Here is a 21,318-nt window from a genome sequence, read left to right as displayed (position 1 = left end):
AGACCTTTTACCACGGCGCGGTTCCTCGCGACACGTTGTACGTGTGGCAGTGAGATGTCTGTCGTATAGGGCCGTTATGGGTCTAGATTCAGCCCTAACATTCATCGTTGGGAGAAGATTTCTTATGGCCACCGACTTCAAGTCTCTGGGCAAGTTCGAACAAGGCGCACTGATAGCTGGTGGCCTGTCCATCATCCTGTCGTTCTTCGGAGCGTACGTACGTGTCAGTGGCGGCGGGGTGTCCAAGAACGTGTCGAATGCGTGGGATAGCTACGCGACGCTCGGCATACTTCTGGTGATCGTCGCCACCGTGATCATCGCGATCAAGGCGTTCGCGGCTGAAAACCTGCCGGACGGTGTTCCGTGGAACTTGGTCGCCCTTGCAGCAGCTGGTCTCGGCACCCTCCTGCTGATCCTGCGTGCTTTCACCTACAGCGACGGAGGATTCACCGGAATCGACGTCGGGCCGGGCTGGTCGGGGTGGGTGCTGTTCATCACGACGATCGCCCTCACGGTCTTCGCGTTCCTGCTCTTCAAGGCCTCGGGCGAGAAGATCCCGGAGATCAACAAGAAGGACACGCCGCCGGCACCGCCTGCTGCGTGATCATCTGAGCTGAACGACGAAGGGCCCGGCTCCGGCCGGGCCCTTCGTCATGTTCTGGAGCGTCAGGGTTCGATCCGGCCACCGCTGAGGAACCGGTAGGTGTAGACGTGCACCAGGATCCCGAAGGGCAGTGTGAAGATCACCCCGACACCACACGCGATCAACCCCGCACCGGTCACCAGTCCCGCAAGGAGCAACGCGACGAGAGCGTTGCCGAAGTTGTTCTTGACCAGCGTGAAGCTCGACTCGATCGCGGCTATCGGCTTCTGATCGCGGTCGAGCAGGAAGTACATGCTGAACCCGGCGAACAGGCCGAACGCGAGGCCGGGCAGGTAGCACAGGATCGTGCCGACGATGCCGCCCAAGGTCGTCAGAAGGGCGAGCAGCAGGATGCGCGGTGCGTTCCGGTACGAGAAGATCGCGCCGACCCCCGGGGTCTCGCCGTCCGCGATCCGCAAGCAGGTCCGGATCATGCCGGCCATGACGACCGAGTAGAAGATCAGCAGCACGAACAACGCCGCGTAGCCCACGCCGAGGGTCGCGAAGTAGTCGCCAGCCCCGTCGAGCTCGCCGGACGAGTCCGTGATGGAGAGCCGGGGGTGATCCACCACTGCGAAGACGGCGCCAATGGCAACGGCATACAGGACGAGTGTCGCGAGCAGCAGCACGAGACCACCCGTGAGCAGCGTCGCCTTGTTGGCGCCGAACTTCTTCCACGCCCAGCTGAAGGCCGCGCCGACCTCGTAGCGCGGGGGTCCGTAGTAGTAGCCCGGAGGCGGCGGACCGTAACCCGGGGGCGGATAACCGGGAGGCGGTGTGCCGTAGCCCGGCGGAGGAGGCTCGTACGGCGGCTGGCCCGCAGGCGGCTCGGTCATGGCGAGAGATTAGCCGTTGCCGGCGGCAACCACATGTGAACGCGCTAAGACGTGAACGGCGGCCGGTCGTCGAGGCGTACGGACTGGCGGCCGGCCCAGCGCCAGAGGCGTGCGGTGAAGTCCCGGTCCTCGTCGGTGACGAAGTTCCCCATCACGCGCAGGGCGAACGTCATGAGCCGGTGCGAGCGCATGCCGACCGGTCCGGCGGTGGGCAGGAGGCGCGGCACCGTGATGAGCCCCGCGAGGCGACGGGCGATCGAGAACGCTTCGCCGTAGTGCGTGGTCAGCAGTGCGGGCCAGGCGTCCTGGAGGTCGGTGTGTGTACGCATGAGCTCGGCGCCGACCCGTCCGGTCTCGAGGCCGTAGTCGATGCCCTCGCCGTTGAGCGGGTTGACGCAGCCGGCCGCGTCGCCGACCAGGATCCAGTTGGGCCCGGCGACGCCGGAGACCGCGCCGCCCATCGGCAGCAACGCGCTCGTGGGCATGCGGAGCTCGCCGCTCAGGTCCCACTCCTCGCGGCGGAGCGTGGCGTAGTACTCCATCAGCGGGCGGATCTGCAGCTCGGCAGGCCGCTTGGCGGTGGCGAGCGCGCCGACGCCGAGGTTCACCTCGCCGTCGCTGAGCGGGAAGATCCAGCCGTATCCGGGGAGCAGCTCGTCGTCCTCGCCGCGCAGCTCGAGGTGTGAGGAGATCCAAGGGTCGTCGCTGCGGCCCGACTTCACGTACGACCGGCCGGCGACGCCGTATGCGGTGTCACGGTGCCACTCGCGGCCGAGCACGCGGCCCAGCGGCGAACGTACGCCATCGGCCACGACGAGGCGGTCGCACTGGATCGTGTGGGGCGTGCGGTCCTTGCCGAGCTGGAAGGTCACCGCGGTGACCTTGCCGGAGGCGTCCCGCTCCGCGTCGACGGCGCGGGCGCCTTCGAGCGGTGTGGCGCCGGACTCGACCGCTACCCGGAAGATCTTGTCGTCGAGCTCGGTGCGCGGCACGGCCGAGCCCCAGTCGGGCAGCGATCCGCCGGGCCAGGGGAGGAGCAGCTCCTGGCCGAAGCCGGCTGCGCGGAGACCGCGGTTGGTGCCGTGTCCGCGTACCCAGTCCTCGAGTCCGAGTCGCTGCAGCTCCGCGATCGCGCGGGGCGTGAGGCCGTCGCCGCAGGTCTTGTCGCGGGGGAACGTCGCGGCGTCGGCGAGCACGGTGTCCATGCCGAATCGCGCCGCCCAGGCCGCTGCCGCCGCTCCAGCGGGACCGGCGCCGACGACGAGCACGTCGGTCCGGGTCGGCAGCTCAGCGGTCATGCATCGATTCTCCCAGAGGTGCCCAGACTGGCAGGATGGGCCCATGACTTCTGCTGCCACCACGGCCGAGCCGGACCGCGAGATCCACTACGCGTCGCGCGGCTCGTCGTACTTCGACGTGATCCTCGCGCTGTTCTGCGTCGTCCTCGTCGTCTCCAACATCGCGGCGACGAAGTCGACCGAGTTCATCTCGGGCCACGACGTGTCGCTCGGGCCGGTGCAGGTGCTGCCGATCATCTCCGACGGCGGCGCGATCCTGTTCCCGCTGGCCTACATCCTCGGCGACGTGATCTCCGAGGTCTACGGGTTCAAGGCGGCGCGGCGGGCGATCCTCGTCGGCTTCGGCACGGCGATCCTCGCGTTCGCCACGTTCCTGGTCGCGATGAAGCTGCCCGGTGCGAGCTTCTACGAGAACCAGGACGCGTTCGAGAGCGTCGTCTGGTCCGGTGTGCAGATCGTCGCGGCCTCGCTCATCGCGTACCTGACCGGCCAGTTCCTCAACTCGTACGTGCTGGTGCGCATGAAGGCCCGCAGCGCCGAACCCGGGCTCTGGCGCCGGCTGATCGGCTCGACCGGGGTCGGCGAGGCTGCGGACACGTTCATCTTCTGCGCGATCGCGGCATCGGCGATCGGCATCTCGACGGGCGGCCAGTTCGTCAACTACTTCGTGGTCGGGTTCGTCTTCAAGTGCGCCGTCGAGATCGTCGTGAGCCCCGTGACGATGCTGGTGATCAACGCGTTGAAGCGCCGCGAGCCCACCTACTGGGTGTGACGGTTTACCAAGAGGTCAGGGCAATCTTCACTCCTCACGGCATACCGCCGCTCCTCATGGTGCGCGCGCCCTGGTGAGTGGCTGTTTGCCCTGACCTCTTGGTAAACCGCCGACGAGGGTCAGCCGTAGAACCGGGCGAGGAACTTCGTCTTGAACTCGGTGAACGTGCCGGCCTCGATGTGGGTACGCATGTCGTCGACGAGGCGCACCGTGAACCGTTCGTTGTGGATGGTCGCGAGGGTCGCCGCGACGTACTCCTTGGTCTTGAACATGTGGTGCAGGTACGCCTTGGAGTAGTGCGCGCACGTGTAGCAGTCGCACTCCGGGTCGATCGGGCCGAAGTCGCGCCGTGACGCCGCGACGTTGAGGTTGTAGCGACCGGTCATCGCGTACACCCGCGACGAGCGGGCCACCCGTGACGGCGAGACGCAGTCGAACGTGTCGCAGCCGTTCTCGACGGCGGTGAACAGGTCGTCGGGCTCGCTGATGCCGAGCAGGTGCCGGGGCTTGTCATCGGGCAGCTCCTCGTTGACCCAGCGCACGATCGTGCCGAGGTTCTCCTTCTCGATCGCGCCGCCGACGCCGTAGCCGTCGAAGTCCAGAGCCACGAGCCCGCGGGCCGCCGCGCGACGCAGGTCCTCGTGCTGAGCGCCCTGCACGACGCCGAACAAGGCCTGCGCGGGCTTGTGGGACCGCTCGTCGGCGAGCCTCTGGTGCTCGACGACGCAGCGCTCAGCCCACGCCTGCGTACGTCTGATCGACTCCTCCTGGTAGCCGCGGGAGTTCATCAACGTCGTCAGCTCGTCGAAGGCGAACATGATGTCGGCGCCGAGCTGGTGCTGGATCTGCATCGACACCTCGGGGGTGAACCGGTGCTTGGAGCCGTCGAGGTGCGAGGTGAAGGTCACGCCGTCGTCGTCGACGAGCGCGAGGCGGTCCTTGCCCTCGGCGATGACGTCGTCGGCCTCGACACCCTTGGCGTCCATCGACAGCGTCTTCTTGAACCCGGCGCCGAGCGACAGCACCTGGAAGCCACCGGAGTCGGTGAACGTCGGCCCGCGCCAGTTCATGAACGTACCGAGGCCGCCCGCCTCGTCGATGATGTCGGCCCCGGGCTGCAGGTAGAGGTGGTACGCGTTGGCGAGCAGCGCCTGGGCGCCGAGGTCGGCCATGGCCTCGGGCAGCACGGCCTTGACCGTGGCACGGGTCCCGACCGGGATGAAGGCAGGCGTTCGGATGTCGCCGTGCGGGGTCGAGATCGTGCCGGTACGCCCGAGGGCGCCTTCGAGCTCCTTGCCGACGGTGAACACGTCCGCCATCCAATCAGGTGAACAGATCGGTGACGCGAACCGCTCCGGCCAGGGCGGCGAGCGTGAGCAGCAGGAAGATCGTGTTCCACACAGCTGCGGGCAGGATCGTGAGACGAGCGAGGATGTCCGCGTCGGTCGTACGCGTCCGCACTCGCCGGCGATGCGCCCAGAGGTCGAGCGTCATGCGGGGTGCGGCGACGAGCAGGAACCAGGCGAACGCCAGGGCGGCGAAGTCCTGCACGCGTTCGGGCGCCTTCCAGATCAGCAGGCCGACGGCTAGCGCGCTGAGCGCGACGACGACGAGGCCGAACCAGTTGCGGATGTACAGCAGCATGAGCGCCAGCGTGGCCAGCCCGGCGTACAGCGCCCACGGGGTGTGACCGGCGTCGATGAGCAGCACCGAGCCGAGTCCCAGGGCCGCAGGAGCGAGGTATCCGGCCGCGGTGGTCGCGATCATGCCGGCACCCCGGGGCTTCCCGCTGGAGACGGTCAGCCCCGAGGTGTCGCTGTGCAGCCGGATGCCGTTGAGGCGCCGGCCGGTGAGCACCGCGACCACGGCGTGCCCTGCCTCGTGCACGAGCGTCACGAGGTGCCGGGTCGTACGCCACACGGGTGGCAGCACGACCAGCACCAGGGCTGTGGCCACGGCGGCCCACTGGGTGTCCAGGTCCGTCAGCCGGTCTGTCGGTCCACGAGCTCGACCCGCGTCGCGTCGCGCTCCGACGCACCCATCGCGGCGGCGACGCGGTGGTGCACCGCGCCCTCGCTGTGACGGCTCTGCCGGTCGAGGGTCAGGCCGAGCGCGGTCTGCGCCCACATGCTCGTGGGCTCCAGCTCGACGAGCTTGCGGAACGCCTCCTCGGCGAGCGGGAGGTGCGCCGCCGCGAAGTGGGCACGGCCCAGCAGCTCCCAGGCGGCCGGGTTGCCCGGTTCGGCTTCGACGACCTTGCGGAGCACCCGAGCGGCATCGCGCGGGAAGCGCGAGTCGAGCAGGTCCTCGCCGTAGCGGAACGCGTCGAAGAGCTCGAGCGACTCGATCTTCTCGTCGCTGAGGTTCGGGGTCATGTAGATGGTCATGAAGCCTCCTTCCAGGGCGTCGGCCGGGTCAACGCCGCCATGACGGGGTTCATTCCGTGGGCTCGGTCGTCTCGGTGGGCGTCGGGGTCGGAGTCGTCGCGCTCGGGTCGGGGGTGGGCGTGGTGGTGCCCGGAGTCGGGGTCGTGGTGGGCGCTGTCGTCGTGGGCGTCGTGGTCGGTGTCTTCGTCGGATCGCTGGGCTTGGGCTTGCCCTTGTGGCCGCCGAGCGAGTCTCCGATCGTGGTGCCCTTGGAGCCGTCGAGGGTCTCGCCGGTCACCAGCTCGTACGTGGAGATGGCGGCGAGCGCCAGGGCCAGCACGACGACGGTCGTCACGATGATGGTCTTCCAGTGCAGGCGCGGCGCCGGCTCGTCGGGCACGAACTCGGCGCGCTCGACCGGTGCGTCCTCGCCGGCCTGCTCGATGGTCTCGGCGATCTCGCCGTCCTCGTCGACGCGACGCTGGATCACGGTGCCCGTCGCTGTGGTGACGAGCAGGGTGCGGCCCTTGTCGAGCGTACGGGCGTAGAGCGCCGACGTGATCGTGACGACGGCGCTGCCCAGTGCCGCACCCACGAGGGTGCCGGCGACACCCAGGCGCGAGGCGATCCAGGCAGCCGTGACGGCGGCCAGCACGCTCGCAGCGAGCTGGAACCAGGAGACCTCACCCAGGAACCCGCGACGCTCAGACATACCGGCCAGCCTAGGGGGCTGACCCGAATACCTCTGATGCCAGCGTTTCTACCTCGTCGAGCCACGCACCGCGCTGCTCGTCGGTCGAGTCGGTGACTGGGCGCAGCACGCGGCGGGTGACCCGCGGACCGCCGAGGTAGGGCGCGACGCAGCGACCCCAGATCGACGCCAGGGGATCGTGGTAGAGCTCGCGCTCCCGTTCATCCGTGGTGTCGGACGTGTTGACGACGAACAGCTCGGCGAGCGGCGCGAGGGGTTCGGGGTATCCGGTGGCCTCGGCGAGGCGGTAGGCCACGCCGGGCACCACCACGCGGTCGATCCATCCGGTGAGGATCGCCGGCGGCATGCCCCACCAGTTGGGGTGCACGACGACGAGGCCCTCGGCGAGGCGGAGCTCTTCGCGGTGCAGCGCGACCATCGGGTCGTTCTCACGGGCGAGGACGGACTCGATCGTCTCGCCGCTGGTGTGTGACTCCTCGGCGGTGAGCACGGGATCGAACAGCTCGGCGTAGAGGTCGTGCGAACGTACCTCGTGGCCGAGATCGAGCAATCGCTCGCCGATCCGTTCCGCCAATGCGTGGCAGTAGCTCGTGGTTCGCGGATGGGCCAGCAGGAGCATCACGGTCGCCATGGTTGACGATTCTGGCAGCCCGCGCGGCGCAGCGTCGCGCGATCGGGCGTGTCATCGGCCTGTCTCCACGATTGTGTCGGTCCCGGTTGCGACACTGACGGCATGGAACTCGTCATCGTGCTTCTCGTGGGACTCGGACTCGGCCTCGTCGGGGGTTGGTTGTTCGGTCGTGCGTCCCGTCCCGGAGAGACCGGCGTCGACGCGCAGGTGCTCGAGGCACGTCACGCGGCACTGATCTCGCAGGTCCGTCATGACGAGGCCGTCGTACGTGCCGAGGTCGAGCAGCAGCTCGCCGCCGCGCAGGCATCGGTCCAGGGGCTCCGCGAGCAGCTCGTCCTGGCCCAGGATCAGCACCGCCAGACAGTCGAGGCGCACCGCCAGGAGACCCGCCAGCGCGAAGCGGCGACGCAGACCGAGAGCAAGGTGCTCGAGAAGCTCGCCCCCGTGGCCGCACAGCTCAAGGACATGCAGCAGAAGGTGCTCGACCTCGAGAAGCAGCGCAGCGAGCAGCACGGCGACCTCGCCGCCCAGATCCGGGCGACGCGGCAGAGCGCCGAGCAGTCCAAGATGGCCGCCGAGACGCTGTCGGCCGCCCTGCGCAACAACTCCGTACGCGGTGCCTACGGCGAGCTCCAGCTCAAGACGCTGGTTGAGTCGGCGGGGCTGCTCAACCGGATCGACTACTCCGTGCAGGAGTCGATCTCCGCGGACTCGGGTGCACGCCGTCCCGACATGGTGATCAAGCTGCCCGGCCGCAAGCAGGTCGCGATCGACTCCAAGGTGCCGTTCAGCGCGTTCATCGACTCGTTCCGCGAGGACATCAGCGAGGCGGAGCGCAAGACGCTCCAGACCCAGCACGCCAAGCAGGTCCGCGGCCACGTCGATGCCCTGGCCGGCAAGGAGTACTGGACCGGCCTGCCGGTCAGCCCCGAGTACACGATCGCGTTCATCCCGAGCGAGGCGATCCTCAACACCGCGCTCGACGCCGATCCGACGCTGCTCGAGTACGCCTTCAGCCGCGGCATCGTGCTGGCCACGCCGGTCAACCTGTGGGCGACGCTCAAGACCGTGGCGCTGACGTGGAAGCAGGAGGACCTCGCCGAGAACGCCCAGGAGCTGGTCGACCTCGGCCGCGAGCTCTACAAGCGCCTCGGCAAGCTCTCCGACCACGTCTCCAAGCTGGGCCGTTCGATCGAGACCACGGTGCGCGCCTACAACGACTTCGCCGGCTCGCTCGAGGGTCGCGTGCTCGTGACGGCTCGCAAGCTCGACGGCATCGACGAGGCGCGCATGCTCGGCGAGGTCAAGCAGATCGAGGGTGACACCCGCCGGCTCACGGCCAGCGAGTTCACCGCGCTCGAGGAGACCGGCATCGCCCGGCCCGAGATCGACTTCGAGCAGGTTGGCCTGCCCGGCGTCGCCGACGACGACGAACGCACCGCCTGAGCTCAGCGCTAGTTCTCAGCGCGTGCGGTGAGCGCTGCGATGACCGCGACCCACACGTAGCCAGGCCACAGGGCCAGGCGTTCGAAGCCGCCGAGTGCGGTCGAACCGTCACCGGCCAGCAACGCCCCGAAGCCGGCGGCCCCTACCGCAGACAGCGCGGCAACAGCCAGCGTGCCCCTTGCGAGACCGGGGCGAGTGCCCCGCAGGCTGAGCGCGGTGAGGAGCAGCGCCGTCGGCTGGGCCAGGAAGACCGGCAGCGCCACGAGACCGTGCAGGGCCCCGTGCTCGTTGACTGGCACGAGCCCCACCCCGACGGACCCGAGACCGGAGACGCACCAGACCAGCACCGCGGCCGCGCCCGTGCGCCCGGGCAGGACGCGAGAACCGAGCAGGAGCGCACCGAGTGCGAGGGTGATGCCGAACCAGACGAAGCCGGCGTTCATTGCGGCGTGCCATGGGGAGCACAGCACGTCGCCGCGAACCGTCCGGCACGAGGTGTTGCCGAGATCGCTGATCGTGGAATCGGCGAACCTGTAGTCATTCGAGGCCCGCAGCCCGACGACGACCTCGGTGACGACGTACAGCGGTTGCAGCGTCCACGCCGCCCTGCCCAGGCCCGTGCCTGGTGGGCGTAACCGTGAGGGGCTTACGGGCGCAATGCTTGCTCCAGGTCGCCGATCAGGTCGCCGATGTCCTCGATGCCGACCGACAGGCGTACGAGGTCGTCGGGCACCTCGAGGAGCGATCCCTCGGTCGAGGCGTGCGTCATCGCACCGGGATGCTCGATGAGCGACTCGATGCCGCCGAGGCTCTCGGCAAGGGTGAACAGCTCGGTGCGGGCGCAGAAGTCGAGCGCCGCCTGCTTGCCGCCGGCAAGGCGTACGGAGACCATGCCGCCGAACCGACGCATCTGCTTCGCGGCGACCTCGTGGCCGGGGTGCTCGGGCAGGCCCGGATAGAGGATCGACGCAATGCTCGAGTGCCCCTGCAGGAAGTCGACGATCGCCTCGGCGTTGTCGCAGTGCTTGTCCATACGCACGGCCAGCGTCTTGGCCCCGCGCATCGTCAGGTAGGCGTCGAACGGGCCCGGCACGCCACCGGCGCCGTTCTGGAGGAACGCGAACGCGGTGTCGAGCTCGTCGTCATCCGTGATCAAGGCACCGCCGACGACGTCGGAATGGCCGCCGAGGTACTTCGTCGTCGAGTGCAGCACGATGTCGGCGCCCAGCTCGAGCGGCTGCTGGAGGTAGGGCGACGCGAACGTGTTGTCGACGACCAGCTTGGCGCCCGCGGCGTGCGAGATCTCGCTGATCCCGGCGATGTCACCGACGTTGAGCAGGGGATTGGTGGGCGTCTCGATCCAGACGGCCTTGGTCTCGGGCCGGATCGCCGCACGGATCGCGTCGAGGTCGTTGACCGCAGCGACCGTGTAGGTGATGCCCCACTGGCTGAACACCTTGTCGATCAGCCGGAACGTGCCGCCGTAGGCGTCGTCGGGGATGACCATGTGGTCGCCGGGCCGCAGCAGCGAGCGGATCGCGCAGTCGGTGGCCGCCATGCCCGAGCTGAACGCCCGGCCGTGCGCGCCACCCTCGAGGGCGGCGAGGTTGGCCTCGAGCGCGGTGCGCGTCGGGTTGCCGGTGCGGGCGTACTCGTAGCCGCTGCGCATGCCGCCGACGCCGTCCTGTGCGAACGTCGAGGAGGCATAGATCGGCACGTTGACCGCGCCGTTCTCAGCGTTGGGCTCGTAGCCGGCGTGGATCGCGCGGGTCGCGAAGCCCTGCCACGCACCCTCGTCCTGGCTGCTCTTCTTCTCGCTCATACGTGAACTCCCAGGAGGTCGTGGCGGGTGAGAACACCGAGCGGCTTGCCGTCCTCGATGACCATGACGGCATCGCTGGTGTGCAGCGCCTCGAGGGCGTCGTCGATGCTCTCGCCGGAGCCGAGCAGCGGAAGTGGCGGCTCCATGTGCTGCGAGACGGCGTCGGTCAGCAGGGCACGTCCCTCGAACACGGCGCTGATCAGCGCGCGCTCGTTGACGCTGCCCGCGACCTCACCGATCACGACTGGCGGCTCGGGGCCGACGACGGGCATCTGGGAGACGTTGTACTCGCGGAGGATCTCGATCGCGTCGCGGATCGTCTCGGACGGGTGCGTGTGCACGAGCGCCGGCATGCCGCCGGACTTCGTACGCAGCAGGTCGCCCACGGTCATCTCGTGCACCGTGCCGTCGAGCGGCTCGCGCAGGAACCCGTAGGACGACATCCAGTCGTCGTTGAAGATCTTGGAGAGGTAGCCTCGGCCGCCGTCCGGGAGCAGCACGACGACGAGGGCGTCCGGGCCGGCCTCTGCGGCGACCTTGAGCGCGGCAACCGTGGCCATGCCGCACGAGCCGCCGACCAAAAGGCCCTCTTCGCGGGCGAGCCGGCGGGTCATCTCGAATGAGTCGGCGTCGCTGACCGCGATGATCTGGTCGGGGATGTCCGGGTCGTACGCACTGGGCCAGAAGTCCTCGCCGACGCCTTCGACGAGATAGGGGCGACCCGTGCCGCCGGAGTAGACGGACCCCTCGGGATCGGCCCCGATGACCTTGACCTTGCCGCCGGAGACCTCCTTGAGGTAGCGGCCGACGCCGGTGATCGTGCCGCCGGTGCCCACGCCGGCGACGAAGTGCGTGACCTTGCCGTCGGTGTCGGCCCAGATCTCGGGGCCGGTGGTCTCGTAGTGGCTCTCGGGGCCGGCCGGGTTGGAGTACTGGTCCGGCTTCCAGGCGCCCTCGGTCTCGCGCACGAGCCGGTCGGAGACGTTGTAGTAGCTGTCGGGGTGGTCAGGCGGCACCGCGGTCGGGCACACCACGACCTGGGCTCCGTAGGCGCGCATGGTGTTGCGCTTGTCCTCGCTGACCTTGTCGGGGCACACGAAGATGCACTTGTAGCCGCGCTGCTGGGCGACCAGTGCGAGTCCGACGCCGGTGTTGCCGGAGGTCGGCTCGACGATCGTCCCGCCGGGCTTCAGGGCCCCCGAGGCCTCGGCGGCGTCGACCATCTTGACCGCGATGCGGTCCTTGGCGCTGCCGCCGGGGTTGAGGTACTCGATCTTGGCGGCCACGGTCGCGGATCCCGCGGAGGTGACCGAGTTGAGGCGGACCAGCGGGGTGTTGCCGATCAGCTCAACGATGTGGTTTGCAATGGGCATGTCGCCATTCTTGCACTCGGCAGCTCAGCGGGATCGGGCCGTCGTCAGGGCTTCGTGAGGACCGGCGCGGCCTCGCGGACGTCGAGCTCGGCGGCCGGGCCGGAGGCCTGCAAGGTCTGCCCGATCGTCTGCCACGCGCCGCCGTCGACGCGGTAGCGGACCCGGTAGGTCACGTCGACGCGTGGGTGCACGTCATCGGCCGGTTCACGGTAGCGATGGGTCACGTCCATCGCCGGGTAGGGCCTGCCCGGTCGGCTCGTCGTGGAGACCGTGCCGTCGTCGTGGACCCAGGTGTAGCGGACGGGCGTGGCGACGAGGTCGACGTCGAAGCCGAGCAACGTGACGCTGCGCTCGAAGGGCCGTGGCCGCGTGTAGAAGATGGTCTCGACGTTGACGAGCGTCTCCTCGCCGGGCTGGATCTGCACCGTCAGGCTCGGCAACCCGATCTCCCGCACCGCCCGGACGATGTCGCCCTCAGTGAGCTCAGCCGCGTCTGGGGCTTCCTCGGGAGGGACATTCCGACAGCCGTAGTTCGGAGTCTCAGGATCGACCCTGCAAAGCAGCGGTGGGCGCCACGCAGGCTTCTTGGCTGCCGCTGCTTTGGGTTTGGAACCGTTCGAACGGCCGTCTCCCGCTGTGACTCGCTGAGACCCCAGCAACACCTGTGCCTCGTTGGGCGCCGGCTTCACGTACGCGTTGTCGCCATCGTCTGCTCCGAAGACGCCAGCAACTATCATGATCGCCACAGCTATGTTCATCGAACGTCACCCAGTCCAATTTGAGTCAGTCGCCAGCCCGCCTGTCCGCGGCTGACAGCGAAACTCACCTTGTTGTCTTTGCCGGTGCTCCGATGTTCAGGTTTGCCTGCGGCTTCCTTGTACGGACCTGGCTCAGTGCTTGCCACGGTCGTGACATACGTGGTCTTCCCAGCCTGCTGAAGTCTCAAGTCGCCGAGCTTCCAGTCGCTGCCTTTGAAGTAGCCGCCGGCTTTGTACGTGTCGCGGTAGAGCTTGATGTAGCTCTGACACCCCTTGCATTCGGGAGATGACAGCCTCGAAAGCTCGCCGACATCACCCGTGTTGGAGGCGTAGTTGAAGACGTCGATGTAGTGCTTGACGAATGCTGCCGCGCCTTCGGGGGTGTCTTCCTTCGCCTGGGCCGGCATCGTCGGCGGGGTCGACGTCGGCGCCACCGAGGTGGCCGAGCGCTTCGGCTCCTTGGGCTCTGGATCCGACGAGCAGGCGCCAAGGGTCAGCAGGACCACCAGAACAATTCCCCCGAATCGCATGCCCGAGAAACTACCGAAACGCGTCCGGTTCTGTCAGCCCCTCAGCAGCGGCTGTGGACAACCGCCGTCACGGTCGCAGCGGACGACCCTGGGAGTCGTTCGGCTCACCGGTGAGCATGAGGACGCCGTCGATCAACGACCACAGTGACCCGATGCCGCACGTGAAGATCGCCACGAGCAGCTGCGCCACGCCGGTGCCGGTGTCGCCGGTGTAGAACCGACCGATGCCGAAGGGCAGCAGGATGTTGAGGAGCCCGGCGATGAGCTTCTGCTTGTCGGAGTACGGCACACCCGTCACCGGGTGCACACCCCACGGAGCGCCGGCGTGGGCGCCGTACGCGTATCCGGGCGGCGGGTAGCCACCGGGCGGCGGCTGATAGCCCGGCGGGGGACCGTAGCCCGGCGGAGGCGTGCCGTAGCCCGGAGGTGGCGGCGGTGTGCCATACCCGGGCGGCGGGGGTGGCGGCTGGTTGACCCGGCCGTAGTCGGGCTCACCATCCTCCAGTGGGACGGTCGGCTCGTTGCTGTCGGACTCGGGCGGTTCCGGCGGTGTCGACGTCATCCCCACACGCTAGCGGCTACACGACCGCGCCCGACGTCGACCGGCCGTCGTCGACGTTCGCGTACGGATCGATGACCCGCTTCGCCGGGTCGGAGGGGTCGTACGGCCAGCGCTCCTCCAGCACCACGGCGAGCGCGGATGCCGTGAAGATGGTCGACAGGATGCCGACCGACAGCCCGAGCAGCAGTGCGATCGCGAAGTCCGTCAAGGAGTCGCCACCCAGCACCGCGAGCGCAGCCAGGATGAACATCGCGCCGAGCCCCGTGTTGATCGTGCGGGGGATGGTCTGCAGGATCGCCTCGTTGACGACTTCACGTAGCGGCCGCTTGCGGTTCTCGCGCGTGTGCTCGCGGATGCGGTCGAACACGACGATCGTGTCGTTGACCGCGAGGCCGATGATCGACAGGACTGCGGCGAGGAAGACGCCGTCGATCGGCTTGCCCCACCACGCGAACACGCCGACCACGGTGAGCACGACCGACGACATCGAGAGCACCGCCGCCGCCGCGTACGTCCACCGGAACCGCCATGCGAGATAGATCATCTGCGCCGCGATCGCGATGCCGAACGCGATCAATGCCTTGTCGCGCAGCTCCTTGCCCAGGCTCGGGCCGACGAGCTCGTCACGCTCCTTCTCCACGCCGCCGGCGATCCCGGACAGCGCCTCCTCGATCTCGAACGCCTGGTCGTTGGAGATGTCGTCGACGCGGACGGTGATGTTCTCCTTGCCGTCCTCGCCCGACGACGACTGCACGACGGCCTTGGGGAACCCGGCCGCGCCGACGGCGTCACGGGCCTCGTCGACGTCGACCTCCTTCGAGGACGAGTACTCCAGCAGCCGCCCGCCGGTGAACTCGACGCCGAGGTTGAGCCCACGCGCCACGATCCCGCCGATCGAGAGCACCGCCACGACGGCGGTCACCGCGATCCACGTGCCGCTGCGCTTCATGAGGTCGGGGCCGTTCTCGGTCAACCACTTCCGGATACGGCCGGTGCCGGCGAGCCCGCTGATCCCTGGCCGCTTGCGCACGTACGCCCGGCGCACCGCCCACTCGCTCAGCACCCGGGCGACGACGAGCGCGGAGACCATCGACGCGACGACGCCGATCGACAGCGTGACGCCGAAGCCCTTGACCGGGCCCGACGCGAAGAAGAACAGCAGGGCTGCCGCGAGCAACGTCGTGACGTTGGAGTCGATGATCGCGGACCAGGCCTTGTTGAACCCGGTGCTCAGCGCGGGAGACAAGCCCGCGGCCGTACGTTCGGCGTACTCCTCCCGCGCTCGCTCGAAGACGAGCACGTTGGCGTCGATCGCCAGGCCGATCGCCAGCACGAACCCGGCGAGTCCGGGCAGGGTCAGCGTCGCGCCGAGCCACACCAGCAGCCCGTACGAGATCAGGGCGTACGCGCCGAGGGCGACCGTCGCCAGCAGACCGACGAGCCGGTAGACGAACATGATGAACAGTCCCGTGAGGATGATGCCGATGATCGCGGCCTCGATCGAGGCGTCGATCGCCACCTTGCCGAGCGTGGGGCCGACGGTCCTCTGCTCGACGATCTCCACCTCGACGGGGAGCGCGCCGCCCTTGATCAGCACCGCCAGGTCCTTGGCCGACTCCTGCGAGAAGCTGCCCTGGATCTGCGTGCTGCTGCCGCCGCCGGAGCTGCACAGCTGGGACACGACGCCGGGGGAGGAGATGACCTTGTCGTCCAGCACGATCGCGACCCGGTTGCCCGCCGCGGTGTTGGCGCAGGCGTCGGCCACGAGCTGCTTCCAGCCGCCGCTTCCGGCGCCGTTGAACTGCACACCGACGACCCACTCGCCGAGCCCCTGCTGCTCCGTCTCCGCCGTCGCGTCCTTGACCCCGGTGCCGTCCAGCAACGGCTTGCCGATGATGACGGGGGCGCCGCTCTCGTCCGGCAGGAGCTGCTCGCCCTTGGCAGCCTTCTCGCCCTCCGCAGGCACACGGAGGACCTCGTGGAACGAGAGCTGCGCGGTCTGCCCGATGACCTTGGCGGCCTCACGCGGGTCCTGCGCGCCGGGCAGCTCGATGATGATGCGCGTGTCGCCGGAACGGGCGAGCGTCGGTTCGGCGACGCCGAGCGCGTCGACGCGACCGCGCAGCACGCCGAGGGCGCGATCGGTCGACTCGGCGTCGGCCTTGGCGCGGTCGGAGTCCTTGGCCTGAAGGACGATCTGGGTGCCGCCCTTGAGGTCGAGGCCGAGCTTGGCCGAGCTCGTCAGGGCGAGGGCTAGGGAGATGGCGACGACGGCGAACGCGGCGACGGCGCGCCACAAGGGTGCACGGGATGACATGGGACAGCTTTCGTGGAACACGCCGATGACGGCGTGGAGGGACGGGTGGGTTGGCGCGGGCTCAGAGAGCCGGCGGCGCCCGTCCGGTGGGCGTGACGAGGTCACGTCCCGTGCGTACGACCAAGGTGTCGGCGGCCGCCAGGGCAGCCGCCGGGCGTACGTCTGAAGCGGTGCTCGGCAGCGTGGCTGCGAGGTCGAGGTGCAGCGGCGTCTGGTGGTGCGAGGCCGGCGGGACGACGTGCTGCGTGCGGGCGGCCTTGACCGCCGAACCGGCATGGCTCACACCCGACACCGTCGAGCGCTGGGCCGACGCGTGGGTCGGCCCGCCGAACGTCACGAGGAGCACGGCGACCAGCGCCGCCGTCAGGGCAGCGGCTGTCCTGCGCGCTGCGGGCCTCGGGAACATCTGGCGAGTGTACGTGAGGTGGGACGGCGGCCGGCCGCGTCCAGCGCCTGCCTAGGCTGGATGCATGAGCAGCCAGCGAACCCTTGGATCCAGCGACATCACCGTCTCGACCGTGGGTGTGGGGTGCAACGCGTTCGGCACCCGCATCGACGCGGAGCAGACCAGAGCGGTCGTCGACGCCGCGTTCGAGCACGGCATCACGTTCTTCGACACCGCTGACGTGTACGGCACCGGGCAGAGCGAGCAGCTGCTCGGCGAGGCACTCCAGGGTCGCCGCGACGAGGTCGTCATCGCGACCAAGTTCGGCATGGACATGCAGGGCGTCAACGGTGACGACAGCGGCCGGCGGGGCGCTCCCGCGTACGTGCGGACGGCCGTCGAGGCGAGCCTGAAGCGGCTCGGCACCGACCACATCGACCTCTACCAGCTGCACACGCCGGACCCGTCCACGCCGGTCGAGGAGACGCTCGGGGCCATGACCGAGCTGGTCAAGGAGGGCAAGGTCCGCGCGATCGGCAGTTCCAACCTGCAGGCCTGGCAGGCGGTCGACGCCGACTGGGTGTCCCGCACCAAGGGGCTCGAGCGGTTCGTGACGGCGCAGAACGAGTACTCGCTCTACAACCGCACGGCCGAGACCGAGCTCGTCCCCGCCTGCCTCGAGCTGGGCGTCGGGGTGCTGCCCTACTTCCCGCTCGCGTACGGCTTGCTGACCGGCAAGTACCAGCGCGAGCAGCAGGCTCCGGAGGGCACGCGGCTGGCAGTCCAGTCCGAACGCCTTGCGACGGCCGACTGGGACCGCATCGAGGCGCTCGAGGCCTTCGCGAAGGCACGCGGCATCTCGATCCTCGAGCTCGCGATCGGCGGGCTCGCGGCGCAGCCTGCGGTGTCCAGCGTCATCGCCGGTGCCACGAAGCCTGAGCAGATCGCGGCCAACGCGGCTGCCGGCGAGTGGACCCCGACCGCCGAGGACCTCGACGAGCTGTCGGAGATCGGGCGTCCCGCCCAGTCCTACACGACGTTCGCGCCGCGGCGCTGACTCGGTGGAGGGTCGCGCCGGGCTGGGAAGCGCCTCACGGCGCGTGGCCGCTCGAAGCGGCTAATGTTGGGACCCGGGGCTACCACAGCCCGACGCGTGCACCAGCCTAACCGAGCAGCGGCGCAACTCAAGTCACCTCGGCAGGCGTGTGATTCAGATCAATGCAGGCGGGCGGAGCGCTCGAGCTCGGCGGCGCGGCGCAGGTGCACCGCGGTGTCGACCAGCTTCGCCGCGCTCTGTGGATCGCCGCTGTCGAGCTGCGCCCGGCCCACGCCGACGATGTGTGCGAATGCCGCCGCCCGGTCGAGCGTCACGTCGAAGTCGTCGCCGACGATGCCGCGTACGACCGTGTCGACCAGCGCGATGACCTCCTCAGGACCCGGGGGATCGACGACCCCCGCGAGCACCTCGTGCACGGGGGCGTACGCCTTGCCGGCGCCGAACTCGCGTGCCGCCTGCTCAGGCTGGCGGTAGACCCAGGTCCGCAACAGGTAGAGCCGCCAGAGCGCGCCCGCGAGACTGTCGGCGGCCGCGTGCGACCAGAGGTCGGCGATGACGCCGAGTCCCTCCTCGTCGGCGAGGTGCAGCACGCGGTCGACGAGGCCCTGGTCGTCACCGGTCCGCGGCCCACGGACCAGCAACGTGGCGATGCGGTGACCGGCGGCTGCCATCTCGGCGGGATCGGCGCCGTCGGCCTGGGCCTCGAACAGGGCAGAGCCCGGCAACGACGGTCGCTTGAACTCGTTCACGTCGGCATCGCCCCCCGCGGAATCCCTCCGGTCATGCGTCAACCGTAACCGCCCGGCCAACCCCTGGCGGATGACGAGCAAGAGTCTTTTCGGGCGTGTCTCAGCTGATGCGGACGAGCATCTTGCCGACGTTCGTCCCGTCGAGGACGCCGAGCAGTGCCTCCGGCGCGCGCTCGAGCCCCTCGACCACCGTCTCGGCGGTGCGCAGCTGTCCCGATGCGAGCCAGGGGACAGCGTGCTCGAGGTACTCCGGGAACGCGTCGAAGTGGTCGGAGACGATCATTCCTCGGAGGGTGATGCGCTTCTTGACCGCCTCGTAGAGGTTGCGGGGCCCTGGAACCTGGTCGTCGGAGTTGTAGCCGCTGATCGCACCCACGAGCGCGATGCGCCCGTGGTCGCGCATGGCTCCGATCGCCGCCTCGAGGTGGTCGCCGCCGACGCTGTCGAGGTAGACGTCGATGCCGCCCGGCGCCGCGGCCGCGAGCTGTCCCGGCAGGTCTCCGGCCCGGTGGTCGATGGCGGCGTCGAAACCGAAGTCGTCGACCAGCCGGCGGGCCTTCTCGGCACCGCCGGCCGAGCCGACGACTCTCCCCGCACCGAGGAGCCGGGCGATCTGCCCGGCCACGCTGCCCACGGCTCCGGCCGCTGCGGACACGAAGACCGTCTCGCCGGCCTCGACCGGCGCGAAGCGCGTCAGGGCGAGGTAGGCCGTCAGGCCGGTCGTGCCGAGCGGGCCGAGGTAGGCGCTCGCCGGGGCCGACGAGGTGTCGATGACGGTGGCCGCGCCGCGGTCGAGCACCGACAGCTCACGCCACCCGGCGAAGTGCACGACCTCGGCGCCGACCGGGATGTCGGCATCCGCGGAGGCGACGACCTGGCCGGCAGCGCTGCCCTCGAGGGGCTCGCCGACCGCGAACGGCGCGATGTAGGACGGTCCTTCGTTCATGCGGCCCCGCATGTAGGGATCGACGGACATGAGGGTGTTGCGCACGAGGACCTGGCCGGGTCGAAGGGCCGGCACCTCGGCCTCGACGAGCTCGTACGTCTCGGCCGTCGGCGGTCCCTCGGGACGGGAGGCCAGCCGGATCTCACGCGACGTGGCGGGGATGGTGGACGGGTTAGCGGATCTGGCGATGTCGTTGGTCATGTCTCCATTGGACCGGCCGACCGTGACGCGGAGAATGGCACGGACGCGCGAATGGATGTTTCTGCGTCTCACGACCAGCTACGCTGGGGCAGTGGACGTGATCACCCGACTGCTGCTGGAGATGCGGTCCAACGGTGCGTTGTTCGACCGGGACGTGCTGTCCGGCCCGTGGTCGGTGCGTTTCGAGGACACCTCCGGCCTGACCCTGGTGACCTTGCTGCACGGCAGCGGGTGGGTGCATGTCGGCGCCGAGCCGCCGGTGCCGATCGCGGCCAAGGACTTCGTGGTCCTGGTCGGCGCCGAGGACGTCGTCGTGAGCGACCAGGAGCTCTGCGGCGGCGATCCGACCGTCATGGTGACGGGCGTCCACGAGTGCCGCGACCACCGAGGGATCGACGTCGCGGACGACGTGAGACTCGGGTCGCACGTGCTGGACGAGCCGGGAGCGGGGACCGCAGCGATGCTCACTGGGCGCTACCAGGTGCGTGGCCGGCTGTCCGACCGGCTGCTGTCGGCGCTCCCGACGGTGCTCGTCGTGCCCGGCGACGGCCGCCCGTGCCCCATCCTCGACCTCACGGTGGACGAGCTGCGTCGTGCTGGTCCCGGCAGCCAGGCGATTCTCGACCGGCTGCTCGACGTCCTCATGCTGACCGCGCTGCGCGACTGGCTCGAGCTCAACGAAAGCCCGGCGCCTGCGTGGTACCAGGCGCTGGCCGATCCGGTCGTCGGGCCGCCGATGAAGGCGATGCACGACCAGCCGGCGGCGGCATGGACGGTCGAGCAGATGGCCCGCATCGCCGGAGTCTCGCGGGCGACCTTCTCCCGACGGTTCAGCGAGCTGGTGGGGGAGACGCCGATGGCCTACCTCAACGGTTGGCGGCTCGCCGTCGCTGCGGATCTGCTGGCGCGGGGCGGATCGACCGTCGACGCGGTGGCCCGCGAGGTCGGATATGCCAACGGCTACGCGTTGAGCGTCGCGTTCAAGCGGGTCTACGGCCTGCGGCCGTCGGACTACAGGCGCGCGGACGTGCTCGTCGGCTGAGCCGCCGGGGCGGGCGACGCTGCGGGCTTGCGCAGGTAGAGCGGCAGGATGACACCGAGATACGCCGCCCAGCAGATGCCCTGCAGCCACGACGGATCGGGCTGGAAGTTGACGGTGCCCTTGAGCAGCGTGCCGTACCAGCTGTCCTTGGGGATCGTCGACGAGATGTCGAAGATCGCGTTGCCCAGGTGGCTGATGCTGCCGACGTCGCCGGTCAGGCGGGGCAGGAAGCCGGCCTCCTGGAGGTCGTACACGCCGTACGCCAGCACGCCCGCTGCCACGATGATCAGCAGGAAGCCGGTGATCGTGAAGAACTTGCCGAGGTTGACCTTGATCGCGCCGCGGTAGATGCCGATGCCGAGCAGGATCGCGATGATGAAGCCGAGCGTGGCGCCGATGAACGGCTGCGGCGAGTAGGCGTTGGCGATCGTGCTCCACATGATCGCCGCGGTCTCCAGCCCTTCGCGGCCGACGGTGAGGAACGCGACGAGCGCGATGGCACCGTTGCCGAGCGCGACGGCCGAGGCCATCTCGCCCTCGAGCTCCTTCTTGAGGCCGCGAGCCGTGCGACGCATCCAGAAGATCATCCAGGTCACCAGGCCCGCGGCGAGGATCGACAGCGTGCCACCCACGCCCTCCTGCGCGCGGAACGACAGCGACTCGAACGCGATCGTGACGAACGTGAAGACCGCGACGACGAGGACGATCGCGGCGGCGACTCCGAGCCACACGTAGCGGATCTCGTGACGACGCTTGGTCTTGACGAGGTACGCGATCAGGATGCTGACGATCAGGCTGGCTTCGAGGCCCTCGCGGAGACCGATCAGGAGGTTGGCGAACACATCCTCGATCGTAACTTAGGTCGCGCTTAC

The 21,318-nt window shown here is 69.1% G+C and carries 23 protein-coding genes; 5 read left to right on the top strand and 18 right to left on the bottom strand.

Translation table 11 applies throughout. From position 1 onward, the window contains the following. Positions 1-124: 124 nt before the first annotated feature. The gene (locus ASE12_RS04100; protein WP_056397279.1) at positions 125-604 is read left to right on the top strand and encodes a hypothetical protein; all 480 of its coding nucleotides are present in this window, start codon (positions 125-127) and stop codon (positions 602-604) included. A 62-nt stretch (positions 605-666) separates the two neighbouring features. Here ASE12_RS04100 and ASE12_RS04095 read toward each other — a convergent pair whose 3' ends face one another. Together ASE12_RS04095 and ASE12_RS04090 are read right to left on the bottom strand one after the other, a co-directional pair. Then, positions 667-1,479 carry a hypothetical protein gene (locus ASE12_RS04095; protein ID WP_056397276.1) on the bottom strand — a complete coding sequence of 271 codons (813 nt, stop codon included), beginning with the start codon at positions 1,477-1,479 and terminating at the stop codon, positions 667-669. A gap of 44 nt (positions 1,480-1,523) precedes the next feature. After that, positions 1,524-2,777 (bottom strand): geranylgeranyl reductase family protein, encoded by a 1,254-nt coding sequence (locus ASE12_RS04090; RefSeq protein WP_056397273.1) that lies wholly within the window; start codon positions 2,775-2,777, stop codon positions 1,524-1,526. A 43-nt stretch (positions 2,778-2,820) separates the two neighbouring features. Here ASE12_RS04090 and ASE12_RS04085 point away from each other — a divergent pair, with 43 nt between their 5' ends. Further along, the gene (locus tag ASE12_RS04085) at positions 2,821-3,549 is read left to right on the top strand and encodes a queuosine precursor transporter (RefSeq protein ID WP_056397272.1); all 729 of its coding nucleotides are present in this window, start codon (positions 2,821-2,823) and stop codon (positions 3,547-3,549) included. Between the two features lie 119 nt (positions 3,550-3,668). Here ASE12_RS04085 and tgt read toward each other — a convergent pair whose 3' ends face one another. The 5 genes from tgt to ASE12_RS04060 are packed head-to-tail and all read right to left on the bottom strand — an operon-like array spanning position 3,669 to position 7,258. Continuing rightward, positions 3,669-4,868, bottom strand: a complete 1,200-nt coding sequence (gene tgt, locus ASE12_RS04080; protein WP_056397271.1) for a tRNA guanosine(34) transglycosylase Tgt — start codon at positions 4,866-4,868, stop codon at positions 3,669-3,671. A gap of 4 nt (positions 4,869-4,872) precedes the next feature. Continuing rightward, a complete protein-coding gene (locus tag ASE12_RS04075; protein WP_235508836.1) occupies positions 4,873-5,505 on the bottom strand; it encodes a M50 family metallopeptidase in 633 nt (210 codons plus the stop codon). Between the two features lie 26 nt (positions 5,506-5,531). Next, positions 5,532-5,936: a M48 family metallopeptidase gene (locus ASE12_RS04070; RefSeq protein WP_157412805.1), complete on the bottom strand. Its 405-nt coding sequence runs from the start codon at positions 5,934-5,936 to the stop codon at positions 5,532-5,534. Positions 5,937-5,985: 49 nt separating this feature from the next. Continuing rightward, positions 5,986-6,627: a hypothetical protein gene (locus ASE12_RS20315; RefSeq protein WP_056397270.1), complete on the bottom strand. Its 642-nt coding sequence runs from the start codon at positions 6,625-6,627 to the stop codon at positions 5,986-5,988. Positions 6,628-6,637: 10 nt separating this feature from the next. Continuing rightward, a complete protein-coding gene (locus ASE12_RS04060) occupies positions 6,638-7,258 on the bottom strand; it encodes an NAD(P)H-dependent oxidoreductase (protein ID WP_056397269.1) in 621 nt (206 codons plus the stop codon). 102 nt (positions 7,259-7,360) lie between these two features. On the opposite strand from ASE12_RS04060, the gene rmuC reads away from it, so the two are divergent. Further along, positions 7,361-8,704, top strand: a complete 1,344-nt coding sequence (gene rmuC, locus ASE12_RS04055; protein ID WP_082582068.1) for a DNA recombination protein RmuC — start codon at positions 7,361-7,363, stop codon at positions 8,702-8,704. An 8-nt stretch (positions 8,705-8,712) separates the two neighbouring features. Here rmuC and ASE12_RS19665 read toward each other — a convergent pair whose 3' ends face one another. From ASE12_RS19665 to ASE12_RS04015, 8 genes are all read right to left on the bottom strand, one after another. After that, positions 8,713-9,288 carry a DUF998 domain-containing protein gene (locus ASE12_RS19665; protein WP_255355476.1) on the bottom strand — a complete coding sequence of 192 codons (576 nt, stop codon included), beginning with the start codon at positions 9,286-9,288 and terminating at the stop codon, positions 8,713-8,715. A gap of 62 nt (positions 9,289-9,350) precedes the next feature. Continuing rightward, positions 9,351-10,526, bottom strand: coding sequence for a cystathionine gamma-synthase (locus ASE12_RS04045; RefSeq protein WP_056397265.1), 1,176 nt, complete (start codon positions 10,524-10,526; stop codon positions 9,351-9,353). Then, entirely contained in the window at positions 10,523-11,899 is a 1,377-nt protein-coding gene (locus ASE12_RS04040; protein ID WP_056397262.1) for a cystathionine beta-synthase, read from the bottom strand. Before ASE12_RS04040 ends, ASE12_RS04045 begins: the two co-directional genes overlap by 4 nt. 44 nt (positions 11,900-11,943) lie before the next feature. Continuing rightward, entirely contained in the window at positions 11,944-12,354 is a 411-nt protein-coding gene (locus ASE12_RS04035; protein WP_056397261.1) for a hypothetical protein, read from the bottom strand. 299 nt (positions 12,355-12,653) lie between these two features. Further along, positions 12,654-13,187 (bottom strand): DUF6318 family protein, encoded by a 534-nt coding sequence (locus ASE12_RS04030; protein ID WP_157412804.1) that lies wholly within the window; start codon positions 13,185-13,187, stop codon positions 12,654-12,656. Between the two features lie 67 nt (positions 13,188-13,254). Beyond that, positions 13,255-13,749: a TM2 domain-containing protein gene (locus ASE12_RS04025; protein WP_056397259.1), complete on the bottom strand. Its 495-nt coding sequence runs from the start codon at positions 13,747-13,749 to the stop codon at positions 13,255-13,257. A 16-nt stretch (positions 13,750-13,765) separates the two neighbouring features. Continuing rightward, the gene (secD, locus tag ASE12_RS04020) at positions 13,766-16,066 is read right to left on the bottom strand and encodes a protein translocase subunit SecD (protein WP_082582066.1); all 2,301 of its coding nucleotides are present in this window, start codon (positions 16,064-16,066) and stop codon (positions 13,766-13,768) included. A gap of 61 nt (positions 16,067-16,127) precedes the next feature. Beyond that, positions 16,128-16,472, bottom strand: a complete 345-nt coding sequence (locus tag ASE12_RS04015; protein ID WP_157412803.1) for a hypothetical protein — start codon at positions 16,470-16,472, stop codon at positions 16,128-16,130. A gap of 64 nt (positions 16,473-16,536) precedes the next feature. Here ASE12_RS04015 and ASE12_RS04010 point away from each other — a divergent pair, with 64 nt between their 5' ends. Beyond that, the gene (locus tag ASE12_RS04010) at positions 16,537-17,508 is read left to right on the top strand and encodes an aldo/keto reductase (protein WP_056397249.1); all 972 of its coding nucleotides are present in this window, start codon (positions 16,537-16,539) and stop codon (positions 17,506-17,508) included. Between the two features lie 158 nt (positions 17,509-17,666). On the opposite strand, the gene ASE12_RS04005 is transcribed toward ASE12_RS04010, so the two are convergent. Both ASE12_RS04005 and ASE12_RS04000 read right to left on the bottom strand, forming a co-directional pair. Next, positions 17,667-18,257, bottom strand: coding sequence for a hypothetical protein (locus tag ASE12_RS04005; RefSeq protein WP_056397242.1), 591 nt, complete (start codon positions 18,255-18,257; stop codon positions 17,667-17,669). A 100-nt stretch (positions 18,258-18,357) separates the two neighbouring features. Next, complete coding sequence (locus ASE12_RS04000) at positions 18,358-19,404, bottom strand: NADP-dependent oxidoreductase (protein ID WP_056397241.1); 1,047 nt, start codon at positions 19,402-19,404, stop codon at positions 18,358-18,360. Between the two features lie 91 nt (positions 19,405-19,495). Here ASE12_RS04000 and ASE12_RS03995 point away from each other — a divergent pair, with 91 nt between their 5' ends. After that, complete coding sequence (locus tag ASE12_RS03995; protein WP_056397240.1) at positions 19,496-20,446, top strand: AraC family transcriptional regulator; 951 nt, start codon at positions 19,496-19,498, stop codon at positions 20,444-20,446. Here the strand turns inward: ASE12_RS03995 and efeU are convergent. Then, positions 20,416-21,288, bottom strand: a complete 873-nt coding sequence (gene efeU, locus ASE12_RS03990) for an iron uptake transporter permease EfeU (protein WP_056397239.1) — start codon at positions 21,286-21,288, stop codon at positions 20,416-20,418. The two genes, ASE12_RS03995 and efeU, sit on opposite strands and share 31 nt — an antisense overlap. Positions 21,289-21,318: the final 30 nt, after the last annotated feature.

This window comes from Aeromicrobium sp. Root236, from assembly GCF_001428805.1.
Lineage (GTDB): Bacteria > Actinomycetota > Actinomycetes > Propionibacteriales > Nocardioidaceae > Aeromicrobium.
The sequence above is the reverse complement of the archived record's forward strand: the minus strand, read 5'-3'. Positions and strand labels throughout refer to the sequence as shown.